Source organism: Campylobacter coli, from assembly GCF_009730395.1.
GTDB lineage: Bacteria > Campylobacterota > Campylobacteria > Campylobacterales > Campylobacteraceae > Campylobacter_D > Campylobacter_D coli.
In genome coordinates, this window is sequence record NZ_CP046317.1 from 950,422 (window position 1) to 973,910 (window position 23,489).

Here is a 23,489-nt window from a genome sequence, read left to right on the forward strand (position 1 = left end):
TTATATATTCTCCTTTACTTTAGCAATGATTTCGCTAGGTGTTATAGGACGACCATTTGCACGATGTAAGCTAATAAAATCACGACGAGAACTTACTCTTTCAATCTCCTCAAGATACTGTCCCATATTTAATTCGCTTACCATTACCTTTTTAAATTTGCTTGCCACTTCAGCAATTTTCTTTTCAGCTACAGGATAAAGTGTGATAGGGCGGAAAAGTCCTACCTTAATACCCTCTTCTCTGAGCCTATTGATAGCTTCTTTAGCAGAACGACTTACGCTTCCGTAAGCTATGATTAAAAATTCAGCATCATCAAGCATATATTCTTCATAAGTACAAATATCATCTTGGTTGTTTTTAATTTTACCTATAAGTCTTTCCATGTTTTTCTTAACTATAGCGCCATCTTCTGTTGGAAAACCTATATCTCCATGATGAAGTCCGGTTACATGATAGCGATAGCCAGTAAAAAATGGATTGAGTGTTGCAGGTTCATTTTCGCCCGCTGCATAAGGTTTATAATCTTTTTTATCGCCTGTGAATTTTTTACGATTAATAATTTCTATATCTTTTAAATCAGGCAATACCGCTTTACCATTCATATGCCCTACAGTTTCATCCATAAGTAAAAATACAGGAGTCATATACTTTTCAGCCAAATTAAACGCTCTTATGGTTTCTGTATAAGCTTCTTCTAAACTCGCTGGTGCGATAGCCACACTAGCAAAATCCCCATGAGTAGGTGCTTTTGCTTGAAATAAATCCCCTTGAGCCACCCTTGTTGGAAGACCTGTTGAAGGACCACCACGCATAACATTTACAATAACAAGTGGAATTTCAGCGATAAAAGCAAGACCGATTTGCTCTGCTTTAAGCGAAATTCCAGGACCACTACTTGCGGTCATTGATTTTACGCCACTCATAGCAGCACCAATAGTCACACTTACACCCGAAATTTCATCTTCCATTTGTATAAAAGTTCCATCATTTGCAGGAAGCATATGGCTTAATTCATGTGCAATTTCAGAACTTGGTGTAATAGGATAACCTCCAAAAAATTTACATCCACAATCAATTGCTGCTTTTGCAATCAAAACATTACCTGTTGCTATAACTTCTCTCATTGTCTTTCCTATGCTAATTTTTTATATTTATTATTTTTTACTGCTACGGCTCTGTCTTTAGCTTCCGGAGTCAGTTTGGCAAATTTAAATTCATCTCTTTTTGCCACCATAATAGCAAAATCTGGACAATGTGTTTCACACTCAGTACAACCTATACAGGACTCAGGATGTACAACCTCTATCATTTGTCCCAAAACCGCATGAACATCATCGCGCATAGCTAAAACCCCTGCAGGGCAATAGCTAACGCAGATATTGCAAGCTTTACATCTATGCTCATCTACCCAAACAGGGGTATCTTTTGGAGCTGCTATACTCATATCTTTTTCCTTTTTTAGCCTAATATTTTTTGTATTTCTTCACCGATTAAAGCTGGAGAATCCACTACATGAATTCCATAAGACTTTAATGCTTCTTTTTTAGCTGCAGCACTTTCATCAGCACTACCTACTATAGCTCCTGCATGTCCCATTCTTTTACCTTTTGGCGCAGTCGCTCCCGCAATGAATGCTACCACAGGTTTGCTAATATTTTCTTTAATAAATTTTGCTGCTTCTACTTCTAAGCTACCGCCGATTTCCCCTATCATAACAATAGCTTTTGTTTCGTTATCTTTTTCAAATTCACTTAAAAGTTCTTTATAAGCAAGTCCTATGATAGGATCTCCACCAATGCCTACTGCTGTTGAAATTCCATACCCACCTTGAACTACTTGATTAGCTGCTTCATAAGTTAAAGTTCCACTTTTTGAAATAAGCCCTACGCAACCCTTTTTAAAGATAAAGCCTGGCATAATGCCTAATTTGCATTCTTCAGAAGTAATGATTCCTGGGCAATTTGGTCCTATAATTTTCATGCCTTTTTTATTTGCATACTGCTTGGCAAACATCATATCTTTAACCGGAGTATGTTCTGTAATTACAACAGCAAGCTTAATGCCTGCATCCGCTGCTTCAATCACACTATCACCTACTGCAAAAGCAGGAACAAAAATCAAACTTACATCAGCTCCTGTGGCTTTAACTGCATCTGCAACTGTATCAAAAACAGGCTTGCCAAGATGAGTTTGACCACCTTTATGAGGAGTTACACCTCCGACTATATTTGTACCATAAGCCATACACTGCTCTGCATGAAAAGTTGCTTCTTTACCTGTAAAACCTTGAACTATTACTTTTGTATTTTTATTAACCAATATACTCATTTTTTATCCTTATCCTACTAAACTTTTTACTAATTCTGCACCATTTTTAAGATTGGTTGCTGCTTTGATATTTTTAAGATTTGAACTATCTAAGATCGCTTTTGCTTCAGCTGCATTTGTACCATCAAGACGCACTACGATAGGAATGTTCACCTCAACATTTTTAGTTGCCTCCAAAATACCATTTGCGATTCTATCACAACGAACAATACCACCAAAAATATTGATAAATATTACTTTAACATTTTTATCTCTTAAAATGATTTCAAAAGCTTTTGCAACTGTTTCAGCAGATGCGCCACCGCCCACATCTAAGAAGTTTGCAGGTTTTGCACCACTATAATTGATAATATCCATTGTTGCCATAGCAAGTCCTGCACCATTTACCATACAAGCAACATCACCGTCTAATTTTACATAACTTAAACCAAATTCAGCTGCTTCTCTTTCAGCAGGATTTTCTTCTGTGATATCTCTAAGTTCGGCAATCTCTGGATGGCGATAAAGCGCACTGTCATCAAAACTACATTTTGCATCAAGAGCGTAAAAATCTCCTTCTGCAGTTTTAATTAAAGGATTGATTTCAAGCATATTCATATCTTTATCCATATAAAGCTTATAAAGTTTTGCTATCATAGAAATAAGTTTTTTGCTTTCATCTTTATCTAATCCTAAAACCTTTGCCACTTCAAGACCATGAAACATTTTAAAGCCAATTTGTGGATCAATGCCTACTTTTGCGATTTTTTCAGGGCTTTCTTTAGCCACTTTTTCTATATCCATCCCCCCTTCGCTTGAAGCAATGATTGTAATTTGTTCTGCCATTCTGTTAAATAAAATAGCCAAATAATATTCTTTTACTATATTTGCACCACTTTCTATATAAAGTTTTTGCACGAGCTTACCTTCAGGTCCTGTTTGATGAGTTACTAAATTCATTCCTAAAATTTTACTTGCATAATCTTTTACCTCATCTAAATTTTTAGCGATTTTAACACCACCGCCAAGACCACGACCACCTGCATGGATTTGAGCTTTCACAGCCCAAACGCTACCGCCTAATTCTTTAGCATTTTCTACAGCTTCTTCTACGCTAAATGCAACCTTTCCCTTTAAAGTAGGGATACCATTGTCTGCAAAAATCGCTTTTGCTTGATATTCATGTATATTCATTTATCTTCCTTTATATATTGATATTTTATTAATGATTTTTTTACCTTGTCTTTTTCTTCGTCGCTAAGTTCAAGCTTCATAATCTCAACAACGCCCTCTAAACCCAATCTTGCCATAGTACCTAAAGCTTTATTTTGCACTCCAAATTCTCCATGCAAAATCACACTCATAGGTAAAAATTCTCCACTTCTTATGGATTCGAGCATTCTTACACAAGCGCTTGCAGGTGCCAAATATGCTGAAGTTTTAAGATGTTTAATCACCTTTGCTCCACCGGTTTTAACTTCATTTTCCAAATCCTCAAATTCTTCTTCACTTAAAAGTTCTCCGAGTTTTTGATTTTTAACACTTGCATAAGATTTTACTAAAACCATATCATCATTATGAAAACCAATTAATCTTGTATCCACACTTGAAATTCTAGCTTTTAACTTTTTAGCTACTTCATACTTAAATCTTGCATTGTCTAAAACCCCTGCCATAGCAACAATTTTTTTAGAAGAAAAAATTCCACTCTCATAAAGAGTATTGAGCAAAAAATCCACCGGATTTGTTAAAATGATAAAAAGTGGATCAGGATTAAATTCTTTAATTTTTTTAGCACAATCAAGCATAATGTTTGTATTTAGCTGCAAAAGCTCTTCTCTACTTTGGCCATCTTTTCTTGCAAATCCTGCGCTAAAAAGCACAATATCAGAATTTTTTGTATAAGCATAATCCTTAGTACAAGTTAATTCTATGTCTAAATTTAAAGCAGCTATGCTTTGGGATAATTCTAATTCCCTTGCAATCAATAAATCTTCATTGATATCAACTAAAACAATCTCATTTGCCAATTCACGCAAAATTAAAGCATAGGCTACGCTTGAGCCTACATTCCCTGCACCGATGATTGTGATTTTCATCTTTGTCCTATTTTTTCTATGATAGCATTAAAAGTTGCACTTGGGCGCATAATTTTATTTGCTTTCTCATCATCAAATTTATAATATCCACCCAAATCGACTTTCACACCTTGTGCATCATTAAATTCGGCTCTAATTTTTTCTTCATTAGAGGAAAGCTCTAAGGCAATATCTTTAAAAAAGCTTTGAAGCTCCATATCATTTGCTTGTCTTGCCAAATGATTTGCAAAATACATTGCTAAATAAAAATGGCTTGTACGATTATCATCTTCTTTTACTTTTCTTGATGGAGCTTTATTGTTTTCAAGCCATTCACCTATAGCCTCATCAAGACATTCTGCTAAGACTTTAGCTTTATGATTATTGCATTTATTAGCATAAAATTCTAAGCTTGCTTGTAGGGCTAAAAATTCACCCAAGCTATCCCAACGTAAATGATTTTCTTCGACTAATTGTTCTACTTGCTTTGGTGCTGAACCTCCTGCTCCGGTTTCAAACATAGCTCCACCATTTAACATTGGTACAACTGAAAGCATTTTAGCACTTGTTCCAAGCTCTAGAATAGGAAAAAGATCGGTTAAATAATCTCTTAAGACATTTCCTGTAATAGAAATAGCATCTTTTCCAGCACGAATCAATTCTAAGCTTTTTAAGCAAGCTTCATAAGGAGCAAGGATAGCTATATTTTTATTTTTTTCCTTAAGACGGTTTTGAACTAAATCTATCATAATTTTATTACTAGCTCTTTTACTGTCTAGCCAAAAAATCGCTTCAGCTCCTGTCAAATCAGCTCTTTCTATACCCAAATCGATCCAATTTAAAACAGCGTCAAATTTAGCTTGATTGGCTCTATAAATATCACCTTTTCTAACTTTATGCTCTAATAAAACCTTACCTTTGGCAATGATTTTAAACACTCCATCTTCTTTAGCAACAAATGTTTTATCATGTGAGCCGTATTCTTGAGCTTTTTTAGCCATCAAACCTACATTAGATACACTACCTAATTTCGCAGGATTTAAAGTGCCATTCTTATGCAAATCTTCGATAACCGCTTCATAAATAGTTGCGTAAGTTTGATCAGGGATAACTGCATTTGTGTCTTTTTCTTTGCCTTCTTTATCCCATAATCTTGCACCATTTTTAAGCATAGCAGGCATAGAAGCATCAACAATAACATCGCTTGGAACATGTAAATTGGTGATACCCTTATCTGAATTTACCATAGAAATATCAGCACGACTGTTTAAAATTTCGTTGTATCTTCTTAAAATTTCGTCTTTCTTGCTTGAAGTTTGCACCTTGCTTAAAAGTTCGCTCAATCCATTGTTTGGATTGATTCCAAGTGTTTCAAATTCATCTTTAAATTCATCAAATAATTCTTTAAAAAAGATTTTTACCGCATAACCAAAAAGTATAGGATCGCTTACTTTCATCATCGTAGCTTTTAAATGAAGAGAGAAAAGTAAATCATTATCTTTGCTTGCTTTGATTTCTTTAGCATAAAAATCTTGCAATTTTTCTACATCCATAAAGGTTGCATCTAAAATTTCATTTTTTTCAAGCTTTAAGCCTTCTTTTAAAATTTCACTTTTACCACTATCTGCAACAAATTCAATACTTGCTACACAATCCTCATCGATTAAAACCGCTTTTTCATTAGAAAAGAAATCACCTTCTTTCATATAAGATACACGAGTTTTAGAATTAGGATTAAACTCAACCACACGATAAGGATTATTCTTTGCATAATCTTTTACCGCTTTAGTAGAACGGCGATCTGAATTGCCTTGTCTAAGCACAGGATTAACCGCTGAACCTAAAACTTTTTGATATTTTGCTTTTATTTGAAATTCTTCATCGTTTTTTGGTTCGTCTGGGTAGTTTGGTAACATATAACCCTTTTCCTGCAATTCTTTAATAGCAGCTTTCAGCTGTGGAATAGAAGCTGAAATATTTGGAGTTTTGATTAAATTTGCATCTGATTTTTTTACGAGCTCACCCAAAAGCTCCAAAGCATCTTCGCATCTTTGATCTTCTTTTAGATACTCACTAAAAGTAGCTAAAATTCTTCCAGATAGCGAAATATCAGAAGTTTTTACTCCTATATGCGCCTTGCTTAAAAAAGCTTTTACTATAGGTAAAAACGAATAGGTCGCAAGTGCTGGAGACTCATCTGTCAAAGTGTAAGTAACTTGCATTTTCTGTCCTTTTAAACACTAATTTTATTTTTCAATCTAAAGTATATTACAATTAAAAAAAAATGCAAGAGTAAATTTAAAGTTTGTTTTAGTTTTAAAACAAACTTTAAACACTTTTAATTAAACAAATTAGAAGGAAGTTGTATGATATTTTTAATCAAATTAAAAGGGGTTTTTAAAGTATCGCTTAAAATTTGAGTGTGAAATTTTGGATCATCTAAAGCGCCATCGACTTTTATATTGGCGCTTATCTCTTGATTTTTCCCCAAAATAACATAATTTAAAATCGGAACCTTTGAAATAGTTTCAGAAGCTGATTTTAAAGTTTTTAATTCTAAATCTATATCTATGGTATTTAATCTTAAATTTGCACTGCCTAAACCATACAAATCCATACTGTTGCCATTTAAATTAATCGCTTCAAAACTTAACAAATCCTTTTTACGATTAAAAACAACTCTTCCATCATGCAAACTTAAACCTTTTTCATTAAAAGTAGGAGTTTTAAACATCAAAAGACTTGGAACCGTATCGATAAAAGATATAAGCTGATTAACCCCTTTAAGATCCCTTATAAAGGTATCTTTAAAATTAAATTCCCCCTCAAAATAATCTAGGCCACTACCTATCACGCTAAAATTAAAGACACCCTCTTGCACAGCCCGTTTTTGCAAAAATTCATTCAGATGTTCATCGTTTATATTTTTAATAAATAATTTCAAATCATTAGGACTATAATGAAGATCAAAATTTGCATTCTTGCGAGTAGCCCTAGCATCTAAGATATCACTTTTTAAATTTGCCTCCATTTTATCGAAATTTAGAGTTTTGTTAAAATCTGCTAAAATCAAAGTGAGATTTTCTCCATTAAGTATAATATTTTGAGTATTTTTTGCTATATCAAATGAAGAAGTAGAAGCATTTTCATCTTTTTGGTAAATATAAGTTAAATTTTTAAGATGTATGGTTTTATTATTATCAATAACCTTAACATTAGCTAAACCACTTTGTGTATTTATGTTTAAAACACCGCTTTTACGAACAATACCAAAGCTATCATTTTCGTAAGGCTTGTTATTAACCAATAAGTTATTTTTAAAATGAGCATCCTGTATTTGCGCATTAAAATCATTAAAGTCTACACTTTTATAATAAATACTTTTTGCACCCATAAAACCGAATTTTTTTAATAAAGGCGAATGAGGGATTAAAATATTAGGATTGTTTGCATATGCTTCAAGTCCTTCTTTAAAATTTAAAGTCAAATCCCATTCTGGCACACTAAGCTGTAAATCATCTGTATAGTCTAAATTTATCTTTGTTTTTTGATTTCTCATATCAAAAAGCTCGCCATTGTCAAAATATAATCTTGAAATTTGAGTATCAAAAATACCCTTATGGGTAGCTAGATCGATTTTAGCATTAAAATCTGCTTCCAAAAACTCATTTTTTACGCTTGCATTTTCTATACTCAAAGCATTTTGATTTAATTTAACAAAAGCTCTAGCCACGCTAAAATTTGCTAATGAAAGCTCCGCATTTTCTAAAGACAAAGTGCCATTATATTTTACATCACCCTTTTCGTTAAAATCGATTATAAGCTCTAAATCACTTCCAAGTTTTCCATTTTTTTGGTAAAAAGGTAAATTTAAATCATAATTTTTTAATGCCTTAGCAAGTTTTTCATCAAATTTTAAATTTTTAGATTTGATACGCAAGTAAATTCCATGCTTTTTATTATCAAATAAATCATATAAAAACACCTTGCTTTCACTTAAATCTGATTCATTATAACTTGCCTTATTGAAGGTAAAATTTAATTTTTGATTGCTTAAATTTAAATCAAGTTTTGGAAAATTAATAGCATTCATTTGATTATCCAAACGAACTTTTACATTATTTGCATAACCCCAAGCACTGATATCATCAAAATAATAATTATTTTTAGAAAAATCAATAAAACCTTGAATAAAATCAAAATGATAAAAATCTCCTTTAGCCCTATGCGCAACCCAAAGAACTAAAGGTTCGGGCAATGCTATTCTTTTTTTTGCTTGATTGAAGATAGTGGTAATATCTCTAATATTGATATCTTCAAATTTATAGGCTAGGTTTTGATTTTTGTAAGAAATATTTATCTTAAAATCAGCCAAATCACTATTTGCTTGGCCTTTAAAATTATAAAATTCACTTTTTGCATTAATACTTAAATTTCCATCTATGCTTAAATTATAATCTTTAAGCAAAAGATTTTTAATATCAGCATTAATTTCCTTTCCTTCTCTGTGTAGCGCAAGTTTTAAAAACAATAAATCATTATCTACAAAAAATTCATCATTTTTAAACAATATACGCATATGATTATCTTTGATATTGAAATTTTGTATGTCTATTTCCTCAACAAAAGTATAAAGATATTTTAAATTTTTAGTAATATTTAACAATTCCTTAGAAGCAAAGTCAGAATTTACATTCTTATCATCCTGAATACTTGCATTGTTATCTTCATTAAATGTGATATTTTTTGCTCGCACAATGAGTTTTTTATCTAATTTAATATATAATTGCTCCAAATTTAAAAAACTAAATTGGATATGAGATATGAGAATACCATTCTTAAGAACTAAAAATACAACTGAGATAAATACAATTAAAACAAGTAATGCATATACAATTTTCTTTTTCATTAGAAACTTCTTTTTGATATTTATTTTAGGAATTTTTTATTATTTAACACAACCTTTAAAAAGCAATTCTGTTGTTTTTTTGCCTCAAGGTTCCATTGCTCAAATTATAACACATCTAAAACAAAATAAATATGAAATGAGCACGATTGATAAATATATCTTATTTTTCTTGGGTCATCCTCAATCAGGCTGGATAAATATAGGCACAAAAGAACTCAATAGAATAGAATTTTTACACAAACTCACCATAGCTAAAGCAGCATTAGAAACCCTTACTCTCATCCCTGGAGAAACCAGTGTGATTTTTTTAGAGCAAGCTGCAAAACAATTAGAACTTGATAAAAACACGCTTTTAGCCGAATTTGAAAAACAAGCTACATATAAAGAAGGGGTTTTTCTTCCTGAAACTTACAAAATTCCAAAAGGAATCACAGAAGCACTTTTGGTTCAAGTTTTGCTCAAACATGCAGAAAATTCAAATAGAAAAACTTCGGAGAAAATTTTTGGCGAATACAATGCCAAAAAATGGCACCAATACATCATAACAGCATCAGTCATTCAAAAAGAAGCGGCTAATGAAAGCGAAATGCCTATAGTTGCAAGCGTTATTTATAACCGTATAAAAAAAGGTATGAAGCTCCAAATGGATGGAACCTTAAACTATGGATTTTATTCTCATACAAAAATCACTCCTCAAAGAATAAGAGAAGATAATAGCTCTTATAATACTTATAAATTTGAAGGTTTGCCTAAAGAAGCAGTTTGTAATGTCTCTTTATCCGCAATTCGTGCTGCTATCTTTCCTGCAAAAACTGATTATTTATATTTTGTAAGAGATAAAACCACAGGGGCGCATATTTTTAGCACCAATCTCAATGATCATAATAAAGCCATTCAATCACAAAAAAACAAATAACTAAAATTGCAAAAATTTATGCAAGTTGGAACAGTATTTGCTTGTTAATTTTTGAAATTATAAAAAGGATAAAAAATGATTAACCCATTCAAATCAAAAGAACTTATCACAAGTGCTTTAGCGGGTAGAAATTTAAGAAATCAACTCATCAATGCAAACCTTGCAAATGTTGACACTCCTTTTTATAAAGCAAGAGATATTGAATTTGAAACTGCTTTAGTAAATCGTGCAAATGAAATCTTTAAAAAAAATGATAATAAAGAATTACAATTAGCAATAACTGAAGAAGGACATCAAAAACCTTGGAAATTCCCAGATCCTAGCAAATCTACTATTTATCTAAGGGATGGACATTTAGCAAGAAATGATGCAAATACTGTGGATTTAGATGTTGAGACAACTGAAATGAGTAAAAATACAGTGATGATTACAGCTCTTGATGGGGTCTTAAGAAGACAAAGTAATATTTTTAGCTCTATACTTGATGCAAGTTCTAAATTAAGTTAAAGGTAAATTATGGCATACTTAAGTGATTTTGATATTAGCGGATATGGTTTAAGTGCGCAACGCTTTAGAATGAATGTTATTAGCTCCAATATAGCTAATGCAAACACAACAAGAACAGCTGAAGGCGGACCTTATCGAAGACGCGAAGTGATCTTTAAAGCGACAGATTTTGATAAGCTTTTAAACGAGCAAATTAATAAGGACAATAACTTTTTAAAATATGAAAATCCTTTAAATGATCCAAGCTCACCTGAAGAGGCAAAGCCTGCTATACAAAGCGTTGTTGTAGATAAAGTCGTAAGAGATGATAAAGATTTTCGTATGAAATATGATCCTTCTCATCCTGATGCTAATGCGCAAGGCTATGTAGCATATCCAAATGTAAATCCTGTCATCGAAATGGCAGATTTGATTGAAGCAACAAGAGCTTATCAAGCTAATGTTAGTGCTTTTACAAGTGCAAAAACCATAGCTCAAAGTGCGATTGATTTATTAAGAGGATAATAAAATATGAATAATATTAATGATTTAAGATTAAATAATAACATTTCAAATGCAAACAAAAGCCAAAATTCTAATGATAAAATCGGCGACGAATTTGCTAAAATGCTTAAAAACGAAATCGAAGATTTAGATAAAACTCAAAAAACTGCAGAAGCTGCGATGACAGATATTGCAACAGGACAGGTAAAAGATTTACACCAAGCAGCTATTGCTATCACAAAAGCTGAAAGCAGTATGAAATTTATGCTAGAGGTTCGAAATAAAGCTATCAGCGCTTATAAAGAAATCACAAGAACACAAATTTAAGCTGTATGCAAGAGCATAAGAAAAATCGTGTTTCAAAAGTCGCCTTTGCTTACTGCATGGCGCTTTTTTTTATGATCATTTTTCTTAGCTCTACCTTTTTTCTCACTTCAAAGCGCCATATCCCCAACACTGAAAAAGATCAATACTCTCTTGCCTTACGCGGAAATATCATCACTAAAGATAATTTTACTATCACAAGCTCAAGGCAAATTTATCGCGCAGAAATTGATTTAAGAAGTATCAATAAGGATAAATTTGATTTATTTTTAAAGCTTTTTCAAATATATAGTGGAATTAGCGATGATGAAATTGCAGATATTAAAAAAAGAATTCAAAAACAGAAAAAACGATCCTATCATTTTATCCTTTCTCAAAATTTAGATTCTAAACAAGCAAGCTATCTTAGAGATCTTGCAAAAAAGCTTTATATACAAGGATTTTTTAAAGCATTTACCAATAACCTAGGAAAGGTTGAAACAAGAGGTTTAAGCATTATCGAACATGAAGAAGATAGAATTTATATGTCTAAAGATGCTTTAACTCCAGCCATAGGTTATACTAAAATGGTTTTAGATCCTCAAAGCGGAATTTTAAAAAATGTTGGAGTAAAAGGACTTGAAAAATACTATGACGACTGCTTAAGTCCACTCCAAAATGAAAAAATTCAAGGCCTAAAAGATATAGGTGGAAATATAATCTTAAATTTAAACTCATTGCAGCAAAAAAAGATTGATGGCTGTCTTTTATATCTTAATATATCCTTAAAACTTCAAAAAAGCATTGAAAAAGCGATTGATGGAAGAAATGAAGATTTAAAAGCTAATGAAATCATAGTCGGAGTTATGGATAGTAAAACAGGTCAAATTCTAGCTCTGGCAAGTTCTAGGCGTTATGATCCCCAAAATCGCGGTAAAGATTTATCTGTTTTAAATGCAAGCGCTATAGAGTATGGATATGAAGCAGGATCGGTTATCAAGCCTTTTATTTTTACAACTGCTCTAAGACTTGGCAAACTCAAGACAGATGAAGTAATTAACACCTATGGTGGAGCTTATAAACTGGGGCGTTTCACTATTAGAGATGATCATAAAATGGATCAAATGACTATGGAAGAGGTGATTAGATATTCTTCTAATATAGGTATGATACAAATTGCGAAAAGATTGAGTAATCTTGAAATCATTGCTGGACTTAAAATTTTTAAATTTGGCGAAAAAAGCGGAATTGACTTGCCTTACGAGCAAAAAGGAGAAATCCCTAATTCCAAGCGCTTAAGAGATATAGAAAAGTCGGTATTAAGCTATGGATATGGCTTAAAAACAACCTTTATACAACTACTTGCTGCTTATAATGTTTTTAATAACAATGGAGTTTACATCACTCCGCATTTGGCTGAAAAATTCTATCAAGATGGACGCTTTGTAAGTCTTGAAGAGGATATCAAAAAAGAAGTTATTTTAACCCCGCAAGCAGCGCAAACCATGCAAAAAATTCTTATTGATGTTATAGAAAAAGGTACAGGAAAAAAAGCTATCACTCAAGGTATAATCGTAGGGGGTAAAACAGGAACTGCGCGTATTGCAGAAAGACAAGGCTATACCTCCAATCGCTATAATGCTTCTTTTTTCGGTTTTGCCAACGATACAAAACATAACTATACCATAGGGGTTTTAGTAAGAAACCCTACCAAGCCTTATAGTTACTATGCTGCTCAAAGTGCTTTGCCTATGTTTAAAGATGTTGTAGATATTTTAATCAATGAAGATTTTCTAACCCCTATCATCACAGAAAATAATCAAACTCTTAATTAATATCATCCCAAAGCACCTTTTCTCTTGCGAAAATGATTTCAACGGCATCTATAAGATCTTTAGCAATCTTAGCAATAAAACTTGTATCATTAATTATAGATATACCCTCTGCGGTAGTGATTTTTCTAACTAAAATAAGATGTTCGACATTATTAAGAGTTAAACCATCAATTTCTTTTAGAATTTCCTTACCTTTTTGAAGATTTTTAATAATCAAATACACTTTTTCATCGTCCACGCTTCTAAGCTCTTGAATACTTCTTAGCAATTCTCCTAAATTAGATCTTATTTTATTGTATTCTAAGGCCAAATCTTTATTACCGCAATTAGAGTATTTTTTGATATTTTCTTGAACTAATTTTAAATTTTTAGTTGCCTCTGTAAGATTTTTAGCAGCGATTTTAAAAGTAAAAATTCTGTGATTTTTAAGTTCATCATCTATGTGAATTTGCGCTTTGGTTGAAAAGTCAATGATAGCTTCAAAAAGCACTTTGATTCTAGTTTGATACAAATAATCCAAATCCACATTTTTACTAAACCATTTTTTATTTTGCAAAATTTCTTCAAAGCTTTTATTGCTTTGTATATCTTTACGACTCAACCCTATAGCATGAGCGATAATCGCATACGCATTATCATAAAGATGTTCACTTTCTTTTTGCAAAGCTTCGATAGCTGTATCACTAAATTTCAATAAACTAGGTTCAAGATATAAGGGTCGATCTTTATTTTTATCTTTAGGTGCTTTAACGATTTTGTTTAAAAAATTTACCAATTGTGGGATAAACAATACAAAGATAAATATTCCTAAAAGATTAAACAAAGTATGAAATAAGGCCATTTTTAAAGCTAAATTTTCCATATTTAAAATTTTTGCCATCCCATTTAAAAAATCAATAAAATAAGGAAAAATAAGTATGATTATAATTGCAATAGTAAAATTAAAAATACAATTTGCAAAAGCAAGCTTTTTGCCCTCAACATTAGTACTTAAAGAAGCTAGCACAGCTGTTACCACACCTCCTACACTCGTACCCAAAGTCGCTGCTAAAGAATTTTCAAAACTGATTTGCCCTGTCAATAGTGCTGCGACTATAATGGCTATTGTTGCTGTGCTTGATTGAATAATACCTGTAAGCAAAGCCCCAAGACCTACAAAAATCAACACTCCCTTAAAACCTGTAAAATCAAAATAAGACAAATCTATAGCATCTTGAAATTCATTAAAACCATTTTTTATATAATCCACTCCTAAGAAGAAAAAACCTATACCTATAAAAATATTTCCAAAACTTTTAATCATATTATCTTTTTGAAAGAAAAACAAAACTCCAATTACGAGCAAAGGTATAGCCAAGATAGAAATATTAACTCTTGTAAGCCAAACAATCAACCATGAACTTGCAGTATTTCCCAAATTTGCACCAAAAATAATACCCACACCAGCAACTAAAGATATTAGTCCTGCGCTCAAAAAAGAAAGAGAGATAATCGAAACTAAAGTTGAAGATTGCATGATAAGAGTGCTAATAGCACCAAAAAGTATGCTTTTAAGTTTTGTATTTGTCGAGTGAGTAAGAATTTTTTCAAGCAAGCCGCCACTAAAAGATTTAAATCCTAGGCTTAAATTGGTCATTCCTATAAGTAAAATTGCAACTCCAGCCAATAAATTAGCCAATTCACTAAATCGAATTAAAGCAAAGATTAAAACCAAAGTAAAAATACCCCAAAAAGTCATCTTGAGATATTTTAAAAAGTTTTTGCGTTCTTGCACCTTAGCCTCTAAGCTTTTCAAATTCATTCATCAAATTTTCTCTTAAATTTTCAGCCTCTTCTTCGCCATTTTCCAAATATTCAAGCAATAATTTTTCAAGCTCTTTTAAAAAATCAAAAAGCTCACTTTGCCATACACTATCGCTTTTATTGCTTAAATTCATTGTTTGTATGAAGGTAAGCTCTCTGTTTAAATCCCCTAATTTTTCCAATAATTCATCTTTTTTATCTTGATCTTTTAAGGTAAAACTATTATTTTGAACCCCATCCTTAAATTCTCTAATTCTTTCATCGATAATATCACAAAATTTGGGATAAATATCTGATTTTATAGGCTCAAGCAAGGCCTTTTCATCTATATTTAAAGTAAGTTTTTTAAGTGCAAAATAAAGGAGTAAAAAAGATAACGCTGCTATCAACAAATAAAGTCCTATCATATCAAGCCTTTTAATGCCAACATCCCACCATCTAAATTTACACTTTCTAAACCGAGTTCATTTTTAATAAAATTTGCAGCCATCATACTTCTATGACCTCCACGACAAATAAAAGCAAGTTTTTTATTTTCATTTCTTCTCGCTTGAAATTCTTCTAAAAAATTAGCATTTAAAAGCCCATGATTATCATACAAAGCTACACATTCAGCATGAGGTAAAACACCCTCCTCCCATTCAGCTGGAGTGCGAACATCAAAAATTTGATATTCGCTTAAATCCTGCTTCATCCAAACACTTGCTGGGAGATTTGTAATCATGAGAAAGCCTTAGTGATGATTTTTGTAAGGCTTGCATTAAATTCAGCCGGATTATCCACACCCATACCTTCGCTAAGTTTTGCCATATTTAAAACTAAGGTTGCTATATCAGCACTAAAAGTTTCATTATTTTTAAGACCTGTAAAAATGGCGTGTTTTGGATTGATTTCTAAAATAGGTTTAAAGTTTTGTTCTTGTCCCATTTGTTTTAAAAGCTGCTGCATTGCAAAATCAGGCTTATTTTTATCATAAACAATACAACTTGGACTATCTTTTAAACGACTTGTAAGTCTCACATCTTCAACTTGATCCTTTAAAAGCTCTTTAAATTTAGCCACCAATGGAGCAAATTCATTTTTTTCCTCATCGCTTAATTCATTTTTATCTTCAACTTGATTAATGGCTATAAATTTCAAGCCTTCATATTCTCCAAGCATAGGAGCAATCAAAGAATCAATCTCATCATCCATAAGTAATACTTCTATATTTTTTTGCTTATATTCTTCAAGTAAAGGTGAATTTCTAAGCAAGCTTTCATTGTTTCCAGTGATATAGAAAATTTCTTTTTGCTCGCCTTGTATATCATTTTTATATTCTTCTAAAGAGCGCAAACTTTCACCCTTAGTGCTTTTATAAAGCATGAGTTTTAAAAGACTGTCTTTTTCGCCACCAAAACCATAAAGTCCCTCTTTTAACACTTTGCCAAAATTCTTAAAAAAGCTTAAATATTTTTCTTTATCTTTATTTTTAAGTTTTTCAAGCTCGCTAAGTATTTTTTTAACGCTGGCTTCTTTTACGCCTTTTAAAATTTGATTTTCTTGTAAAATTTCACGGCTTACATTAAGTGGTAAATCCTCTACATCAATAATCCCGCGCACAAAACGCAAATAAGTCGGTAAAAGCTCCTTATCATCATCGCTGATAAATACGCGTTTTACATAAAGTTTTAATCCGCTTTGATAATCCACACGATAAAGATCAAAAGGTGCATTTTGCGGAATAAAAAATAAAGAATTGTATTCTAATTTTCCCTCACTCTTAGTATGAAGATAAAGCAAAGGCTTGTTAGAATCGTGAAAATTTTGCTCATAAAATCTTTCATAATCCTCTGTCTTAAGGCTTGATTTTTGCATTCTCCACAAGGCATTAGCTTTATTAATTTGAGAAATTTTAAGCTCGGTTTTTCCTTCTTCCTCGCCCTCTTTAGCAGGGATAAATTCCTCTTTTTCCATAAAAATTGGAAATTGGATATGATTTGAATATTTTTCTATAATACTTTCGATTTTATAAGAATTTGCAAATTCATCATCTTTTAAATATAAAGTAATACTTGTCCCTTGCTCTTCTTTAGTCGCATCTTCAATCTCATAGCCATTTGCATCAGAAATCCAAAGATAAGCTTTATCATCTAAAGCTTTTTTGCTTAAAACTTCGATTTTACTAGCCACCATAAATGCAGAATAAAAACCTACACCAAATTGTCCTATAAGTTGAGAATCTTTTTTTGCATCACCACTTAAATTCTCTAAAAAACTTTTTGTACCACTTTTTGCTATGGTTCCAAGATTGTTAATAAGATCATCTTTATCCATACCTATACCATTATCGCTAATAGTAAGGGTTTTCTTATCTTTATCGATTTTAATATCTATTCTAGGTTCAAATTTTAAACTTTTATATTTATCATCACTCACGCTTAAAAAATTAAGTTTATCCAAAGCATCACTTGAATTTGATACAAGTTCTCTTAAAAATATTTCCTTGTTTGAGTATAAGGAATGAATCATCAATTGTAAAAGTTGATTTACTTCAGTTTGAAACTGCATTTTTTCTCCTTTATAAATTTTGAAACAGATATTTTAGCAAAAAATACAAATTCTAAGGTAAATTTCAAGAGCTTACTTAAAAATTATAAAACCAAGCCAAACTGCTATCAGGCAAAGGATTATATTTAATAAAATATTTAAAGAAAAATTAAAATAATTTCCACTTTGTAAAAGCAGTAAATTTTCATAAGAAAATGTAGAAAAAGTTGTAAAAGCTCCTAAAAATCCTGTACTTATAAAGCTTTTGAGCGCAGGAGATAAACCCTTATGATGTGCATAAGAAAACAAAAGCCCCATCATAAAAGATCCTAAGACATTAACAAAAAGAGTACCAAAGCTTATAGAATGGGGTAAAATTTTATTTATCAAATTGATAGAAAGCATTCTTAAAACCGCCCCTATAAAACCCCCAAGACCAACAACTAAAATGGTATTTAGCAAAGCTTAGCTCTTTCTTGATCTAGTAATTCTTGCATTTTTTTTCTAGTATTTTCAAGCCATTTTTTATCACTCGTATCCACTAAATCCATGCAAATGATTTTCAATACTCCAGAACTAGCACTAAAACTTTTAGTGTCTAAAATTTTCGCAGAATCAACAATCAAAATAGGCTGCACTTTTAAATCAAGCTTTTCACTTAAAATTTTAGCACCACTTTGAAATTTAAGCAATTTTTCATTCCTAGAACGCGTTCCTTCAGGAAAAATCGCCAAAACTCTATCTTCACTAAGCCTTTGCTTAGCTTCTTTTAAAACACGCACCAAATCGCGTGGATTTTTTCTATCTATGCAAAGAAGTTTAGGTTTTTTAATGGCAATTTTAAAAAGAGGAATTTCGCCTAATTCTTTTTTGGCAATCCAACATAAATTTTTAGGATACAAATCCTCTAAAGCTATGATATCTAAGGTACTTTGATGATTCATTAAAATCATATTTGCTTTAAGATCAAATTCCCCTATGACTTCATATTTGCAAAAAAGAATATTTTTTTGAAATCTAGCCCAAGATTTTCGAAGTTTCCAAAGCGTATCTTGAGATTTCATAAAACAAAAACATAGCACAACAAAAGCTACGCTTATAATAAAAAAGAACCAAAAATATAAAGCTTTAATTTTTTTGTAAATCACTACTTTCAACCCATCCTATCTTATCATCGCGAAAAAGCACTTTAACATAATGAAGTCTTTTGCCTAACACCTCAACCTTTTCGTTAGAATTTGCTGTATAAAAATAAGTTGATGATTCAGTTGGTAAAATTTTAGCCCTAGAACCCGCTTTTAAAATTGCATTTTCTGTGTTAGTATCTACAAGAAAACCAAGTATAAAACATAAAAGCGCTCCTGCTAAAATAAAATAATTTTTCTTCCAAACAAACCATAATGCCAAAATAAGAGTCAAAGCCCAAAGAGCATATTGTTTATAAATATTAAAATCCCTATTTGTAGGATTTAAATCGCTTTGAGTGCTCACCTCATCATCGCTGATTTTAAGCTTAAAGCTCATATTTTCCATTTTTTTAGTATCTTTGTTAAAATAAGAAAATTCAAAATCTGTTTTAGTCGATGGAAAAATAGCATAATAAAAAGCATTAGAAGAATTAAAATCACCCTTTAAATTTTCAATACCCTGTTTCTCGACTCCATTTACAAAAAAGCTCTTAAGATTTGCATTTGTGGCGCTTAGTTCAATCATTGTAATAATGCTTGAATCATCAAAATAACTGGTTTTGATTTTTTTAACCTCCAAGGAACTTGCCACAAGATGTGAAAAATTTTTATTATTAGGTGTATTTTCAAAATGGATAGCACCTATACTAATACTAGCACTTTGAAAAATTTTTCCATTTCTTAAAAGGCTGACTGAAATCTGTTCTAAATTTGCATTTGAAGTTTTAGCCTCAAACCACAAAACAGCCCTATAATCGCCTTTAATATATTCCCATTTTAAATCAGGATTTAAAAAGATCAAGTCCTTGCTTTTTTGCAAAGTGATGTTAAAATCAAAATTTGTATCCTCTGTAATCTTAGCATGAAGAACTATGGGAAATACTTCTCCAACATATACTTTATTAACATAATCATCAGTAGTAAGAACTAATGAACTTTGAGGTATAAAAGGATCATATATATTACTATCAAAATCGGAATTTTCATCACTTGGAGCGATATTTTGATAGATTTGCTGTTCCTCTTTTGGAAGTTTTTGCAATTCTCTTTGCATATTTTCATCTTGACCATCAAAAACAGAAATTTCACTTCGAGCAAAAAGACTCAGACAAACAAAAACTAAAAAAAATATTATTCTCACATAAAACCTTCGAGCATTCTTAAGCCTATATCATTACCTAATATTTTATCGCAAGCGCGCTCTGGATGAGGCATAAGGCCAAAAATTTTTTTATTTTCATCACAAATTCCTGCGATATCCAACACAGAGCCATTAGGATTTGGTTCGTATTTTAAAAGAATTAAATCTTTATCTTGCATTTTTTTCAAGGTAGCTTCATCTGCATAATAATTTCCTTCACCATGAGCAACAGGAAGATTGATAATTTCATCTTTTTGAAAATTCTTTAAAAAAACATTATCATTTGAAACAACTCTTAAATTTTGATTTTTGGAGATAAAACTTAAATTATTATTGTGCTTCATAGCACCTTCTAAAAGTCCACTTTCAAGCAAGATTTGAAAGCCATTGCAAATTCCTAAAATATATCCTCCTCTTTTCGCATGTGCGATAACACCTTGCATAGCAGGAGCGATTTTAGCAATGGCTGCACATCTTAGATAATCTCCATACGAAAATCCTCCAGGCAAAACCACTAAGTCTGCATCAATTTCTTTTTCTTCATGCCAAATGATTTGTGCTTTTACACCAAGTTTTTCAAAAGCATATTGGGTATCAAATTCGCAGTTTGTTCCAGGAAATCTAATAATAGCAACTTTCATCATTTCTCACTTACAATAAGCTCATAATCTTCGATTACACTATTTACCAAAAGCTCTTCACACATACTTTTCACGCGTTCTTTTGCTTTTTGTTCATCACTCTCATCTAAATCAAGCACGATTTGTTTGGCTACTCTTGCTTCTTTGATTTCATTAAAATTTAAAGAATGTAAAGCCTTTTCTATAGCTTTTCCTTGAGGATCTAAAACACCATTTTTTAAAAAAACATTGACAAGTATTTTCATGATATTCCTTAGTTTAAAATTCTTTTTAAAACTTCTTCATAGGCCATTTTAACATTTCCTAAATCTTGACGAAATCTATCTTTGTCTAGCTTTTCATTGCTAAATTTATCCCAAAATCTACAGCTATCAGGACTGATTTCATCGGCTAAAACAAGCTCATTGTCTTTAGTTAAACCTAGCTCAATTTTAAAGTCAATAAGTCTTAAATTTTTAGCATCAAAAAAAGGAGTTAAAATCGCATTGATTTTTTTAGCCATTTCTTTAATTTCTTTAATCTGTGCTTCATTTTGTACTAAATTTAAAATCAAACAATGCTCATCATTGATAAAAGGATCTCCTAACTCATCGTTCTTAAGACAAAATTCCACCAAAGCAAAAGGCAAAACTGTGCCGTCTTTAATACCCAATCTTTTTGTAAGCGATCCTGTTGCAACATTGCGCACTATAACCTCAATAGGCACAATTTTGCATTTTTTTACCACTTGCTCATTATCACTAATGGTTTCAACTAAATGAGTTTTTATGCCATTTTTTTCAAGCAAATGAAAAAGTTCTGTGCTGATTTTGCAATTTAATGCACCCTTTCCACTTTCACTTCCTTTTTTTTCAGCATTAAAGGCTGTTAAATCGTCTTTAAATTCGCTTATAAGAAAATTTTCATCTTCGGTTGTATAGAGTTTTTTACCCTTACCTTCATAAAGTAATTCTTTTTTTTTCATAATTATTGTCCTTGTTTAATATTTAATATTTTAATGGTATCTATGGCAGATTTTAACTGCGCATCATCATTAATTTGCTTTTGAGTAATGATATTTTTATCATTTTTTTGCTCTTTTTTGTCTTCTTTTTTCTCATTTTTATCAAGTTTTTCCAATTCACTTTCTAAATGCTGCTTTAAATCACTTTCTTTGATATTAAAGCCATCTTCTTGAGTATTAACTTTTCCTGGAAATACTTCAATATCAGGTTTTACACCTACTGCTTGTATAGTGCGCCCACTTGGCAAATAATATCTTGCAATAGTAAGTCTTAAAGCTTCAGTTTCATTGATCGGAATAATTTGCTGAACACTGCCTTTTCCAAAAGTATTTTCTCCTACGATTATAGCTCGCTTAAGATCTTGCAAAGCCCCACTAACAATCTCACTAGCACTCGCACTTCCGCCATTCACAAGCACTACTAAAGAACTGTCAGAAATTTTATTTTTTGGATTTGCTGTATACTCTTGATTTTCACTTGTAACGCGTCCTTTTTGAGAAACAATTACTCCTTTATCTACAAATAAATTAACAAGCCCTGTAGCTTGATTTAAAAGACCGCCAGGGTTATTTCTTAAATCCAAAATTACACCCTTTACATTAGGATGTTTTTTAAGCTCTTTACTTGTCATGTCCACAACATTTTTATCAAAATTCGTAACTCTTAAATAAAGTATATTTTCATCTTCGATAAGCTTTGCATAAACACTTTCTACTTTGATAATATCACGCGTTAAAGTAACATCAAAAGGCTTAGTTGCTCCTTTTCTAAATATAGTAAGAGTGATTTGCGTCTTTGGTTTTCCGCGCATTTTATCCACTGCATCGTTTAAATTGATTCCCAAAGTAGCCTCATCATTGATTTTTAATATTATATCGCCTGATTTAATCCCAGCTTTATCTGCTGGAGTTCCCTCTATAGGAGAAATAACAGTCAAGGCACCATCTTTCATACTTACAGTGATCCCAAGTCCACCAAATTCACCACTTGTTTGAATTTTCATATCATTAAAATCTTTTTCATTTAAAAAAGAAGAATGCGCATCAAGATTGCTCAAAAGTCCAGAAAGTGATTTATCAATCAAATCTGTAATATTTTCATCATCTACATAATACTGCTCAACTATAGCCAAAGTTTTAGTCAATTTATCTAAAGACTCTAAGCGTTGTTGCATTAAATCAGATGGATTCTTTGGTTTTGCTTGTAGGTTGCTTGCTAAAAAAACACAAAGAGCCAAAGAGCCTGTAAAACCTGTAATAGCGGCTAGAAATCTTTTACTACTCAAAATGAACTCCAAAATTAAATATTTTAAGCCCAAATTTTAATAACTTTTGCTTAAAAATTCGTAAATAATACTAAATTTGTTATAAGTTTAATGGATTTAAAAAAATTAATGCTAAAATATTTTATATTTTTTAATTTCAAAGCAAGAAAGAATATAAATGAAACACACTCATACGCATTCTCCAAAACATATCAAAGCCATAAGTAATCGTTTAAGTCGCACTATAGGACATTTAGAAGCTATTAAAAAAATGGTTGAAAGAGATGAGGATTGTAGTGATATTCTTATCCAGCTTGCTGCGGTTAAAGCAGCGGTTAACAATACCGCTAAAGCCATACTTAAAGAACATTTAGCCCATTGTATGTATCATGCGGTGATGGAAAAAGATACGCAAAGCATAGAGGATTTAAACAAGGCTATTGATATGTTTGTAAAATAGCTATTTAAGTGCTTAAAATTCAATACTTTCTAAAATATACTTAATTTTATTTCAAAAATTTTATAAAATAACTTGACATTATTTGACTAAAGTTATATAATACTTCATATATAAAACTTGA

General features: G+C 31.4%; 23 protein-coding genes and 1 pseudogene. 6 read left to right on the forward strand and 18 right to left on the reverse strand.

Annotated features, from left to right (window positions below):
* From FOC43_RS04765 to FOC43_RS04795, 7 genes are all read right to left on the reverse strand, one after another.
* Complete coding sequence (locus tag FOC43_RS04765) at positions 1–1,125, reverse strand: 2-oxoglutarate synthase subunit alpha (RefSeq protein WP_002776092.1); 1,125 nt, start codon at positions 1,123–1,125, stop codon at positions 1–3.
* Positions 1,126–1,133: 8 nt separating this feature from the next.
* The gene (locus tag FOC43_RS04770) at positions 1,134–1,445 is read right to left on the reverse strand and encodes a 4Fe-4S binding protein (RefSeq protein WP_002776091.1); all 312 of its coding nucleotides are present in this window, start codon (positions 1,443–1,445) and stop codon (positions 1,134–1,136) included.
* A gap of 14 nt (positions 1,446–1,459) precedes the next feature.
* Entirely contained in the window at positions 1,460–2,329 is an 870-nt protein-coding gene (gene sucD / locus FOC43_RS04775) for a succinate--CoA ligase subunit alpha (protein ID WP_002776090.1), read from the reverse strand.
* A 9-nt stretch (positions 2,330–2,338) separates the two neighbouring features.
* The gene (gene sucC, locus FOC43_RS04780; protein ID WP_002776084.1) at positions 2,339–3,502 is read right to left on the reverse strand and encodes an ADP-forming succinate--CoA ligase subunit beta; all 1,164 of its coding nucleotides are present in this window, start codon (positions 3,500–3,502) and stop codon (positions 2,339–2,341) included.
* Entirely contained in the window at positions 3,499–4,407 is a 909-nt protein-coding gene (locus FOC43_RS04785) for a malate dehydrogenase (protein WP_002776081.1), read from the reverse strand. Before FOC43_RS04785 ends, sucC begins: the two co-directional genes overlap by 4 nt.
* Positions 4,404–6,608 (reverse strand): NADP-dependent isocitrate dehydrogenase, encoded by a 2,205-nt coding sequence (locus FOC43_RS04790; protein ID WP_002776080.1) that lies wholly within the window; start codon positions 6,606–6,608, stop codon positions 4,404–4,406. Before FOC43_RS04790 ends, FOC43_RS04785 begins: the two co-directional genes overlap by 4 nt.
* Before the next feature lie 116 nt (positions 6,609–6,724).
* Entirely contained in the window at positions 6,725–9,295 is a 2,571-nt protein-coding gene (locus FOC43_RS04795) for a YhdP family protein (protein WP_002776078.1), read from the reverse strand.
* On the opposite strand from FOC43_RS04795, the gene mltG reads away from it, so the two are divergent.
* The 5 genes from mltG (at position 9,210) to FOC43_RS04820 (ending at position 13,339) form a co-directional block, all read left to right on the forward strand.
* Complete coding sequence (gene mltG / locus FOC43_RS04800) at positions 9,210–10,211, forward strand: endolytic transglycosylase MltG (RefSeq protein ID WP_002776077.1); 1,002 nt, start codon at positions 9,210–9,212, stop codon at positions 10,209–10,211. The two genes, FOC43_RS04795 and mltG, sit on opposite strands and share 86 nt — an antisense overlap.
* Positions 10,212–10,286: 75 nt before the next feature.
* Positions 10,287–10,718 carry a flagellar basal body rod protein FlgB gene (gene flgB, locus FOC43_RS04805; protein ID WP_002776076.1) on the forward strand — a complete coding sequence of 144 codons (432 nt, stop codon included), beginning with the start codon at positions 10,287–10,289 and terminating at the stop codon, positions 10,716–10,718.
* Between the two features lie 9 nt (positions 10,719–10,727).
* Positions 10,728–11,222, forward strand: coding sequence for a flagellar basal body rod protein FlgC (gene flgC, locus FOC43_RS04810; RefSeq protein ID WP_002776072.1), 495 nt, complete (start codon positions 10,728–10,730; stop codon positions 11,220–11,222).
* A 6-nt stretch (positions 11,223–11,228) separates the two neighbouring features.
* Positions 11,229–11,528 carry a flagellar hook-basal body complex protein FliE gene (gene fliE, locus FOC43_RS04815; RefSeq protein ID WP_002776071.1) on the forward strand — a complete coding sequence of 100 codons (300 nt, stop codon included), beginning with the start codon at positions 11,229–11,231 and terminating at the stop codon, positions 11,526–11,528.
* A 5-nt stretch (positions 11,529–11,533) separates the two neighbouring features.
* Positions 11,534–13,339, forward strand: a complete 1,806-nt coding sequence (locus FOC43_RS04820; protein WP_002780868.1) for a peptidoglycan D,D-transpeptidase FtsI family protein — start codon at positions 11,534–11,536, stop codon at positions 13,337–13,339.
* On the opposite strand, the gene FOC43_RS04825 is transcribed toward FOC43_RS04820, so the two are convergent.
* The 11 genes and pseudogenes from FOC43_RS04825 to FOC43_RS04875 all read right to left on the reverse strand — a co-directional run bounded on the left by FOC43_RS04825 (position 13,332) and on the right by FOC43_RS04875 (position 22,944).
* On the reverse strand, positions 13,332–15,140 hold the full coding sequence (locus FOC43_RS04825) for a Na/Pi cotransporter family protein (RefSeq protein ID WP_004284948.1): 1,809 nt from the start codon (positions 15,138–15,140) through the stop codon (positions 13,332–13,334). The two genes, FOC43_RS04820 and FOC43_RS04825, sit on opposite strands and share 8 nt — an antisense overlap.
* On the reverse strand, positions 15,115–15,549 hold the full coding sequence (locus FOC43_RS04830) for a hypothetical protein (protein ID WP_002776068.1): 435 nt from the start codon (positions 15,547–15,549) through the stop codon (positions 15,115–15,117). The genes FOC43_RS04825 and FOC43_RS04830 overlap by 26 nt, the downstream gene beginning before the upstream one ends.
* On the reverse strand, positions 15,546–15,866 hold the full coding sequence (locus tag FOC43_RS04835; RefSeq protein ID WP_002780862.1) for a rhodanese-like domain-containing protein: 321 nt from the start codon (positions 15,864–15,866) through the stop codon (positions 15,546–15,548). The genes FOC43_RS04830 and FOC43_RS04835 overlap by 4 nt, the downstream gene beginning before the upstream one ends.
* Positions 15,863–17,692 (reverse strand): molecular chaperone HtpG, encoded by a 1,830-nt coding sequence (htpG, locus tag FOC43_RS04840; RefSeq protein WP_002776065.1) that lies wholly within the window; start codon positions 17,690–17,692, stop codon positions 15,863–15,865. Before htpG ends, FOC43_RS04835 begins: the two co-directional genes overlap by 4 nt.
* A 72-nt stretch (positions 17,693–17,764) precedes the next feature.
* On the reverse strand, positions 17,765–18,133 hold the full coding sequence (gene crcB, locus FOC43_RS04845) for a fluoride efflux transporter CrcB (protein ID WP_002780858.1): 369 nt from the start codon (positions 18,131–18,133) through the stop codon (positions 17,765–17,767).
* Positions 18,127–18,819 (reverse strand): lysophospholipid acyltransferase family protein, encoded by a 693-nt coding sequence (locus FOC43_RS04850; protein WP_002776060.1) that lies wholly within the window; start codon positions 18,817–18,819, stop codon positions 18,127–18,129. Before FOC43_RS04850 ends, crcB begins: the two co-directional genes overlap by 7 nt.
* Positions 18,800–19,912 (reverse strand): SH3 domain-containing protein, encoded by a 1,113-nt coding sequence (locus FOC43_RS04855; protein ID WP_002776058.1) that lies wholly within the window; start codon positions 19,910–19,912, stop codon positions 18,800–18,802. The genes FOC43_RS04850 and FOC43_RS04855 overlap by 20 nt, the downstream gene beginning before the upstream one ends.
* Before the next feature lie 31 nt (positions 19,913–19,943).
* Positions 19,944–20,640, reverse strand: a pseudogene (purQ, locus tag FOC43_RS04860) (phosphoribosylformylglycinamidine synthase I).
* Positions 20,640–20,885: a phosphoribosylformylglycinamidine synthase subunit PurS gene (gene purS / locus FOC43_RS04865; protein ID WP_002776055.1), complete on the reverse strand. Its 246-nt coding sequence runs from the start codon at positions 20,883–20,885 to the stop codon at positions 20,640–20,642. The pseudogene purQ and the gene purS overlap by 1 nt, the downstream one beginning before the upstream one ends.
* An 8-nt stretch (positions 20,886–20,893) precedes the next feature.
* On the reverse strand, positions 20,894–21,604 hold the full coding sequence (gene purC, locus FOC43_RS04870) for a phosphoribosylaminoimidazolesuccinocarboxamide synthase (protein WP_002776052.1): 711 nt from the start codon (positions 21,602–21,604) through the stop codon (positions 20,894–20,896).
* Between the two features lie 2 nt (positions 21,605–21,606).
* The gene (locus tag FOC43_RS04875) at positions 21,607–22,944 is read right to left on the reverse strand and encodes a S41 family peptidase (protein ID WP_031263624.1); all 1,338 of its coding nucleotides are present in this window, start codon (positions 22,942–22,944) and stop codon (positions 21,607–21,609) included.
* Positions 22,945–23,086: 142 nt separating this feature from the next.
* On the opposite strand from FOC43_RS04875, the gene FOC43_RS04880 reads away from it, so the two are divergent.
* Positions 23,087–23,368: a metal-sensing transcriptional repressor gene (locus FOC43_RS04880; RefSeq protein WP_002779742.1), complete on the forward strand. Its 282-nt coding sequence runs from the start codon at positions 23,087–23,089 to the stop codon at positions 23,366–23,368.
* The last annotated feature ends 121 nt before the right edge of the window (positions 23,369–23,489 follow it).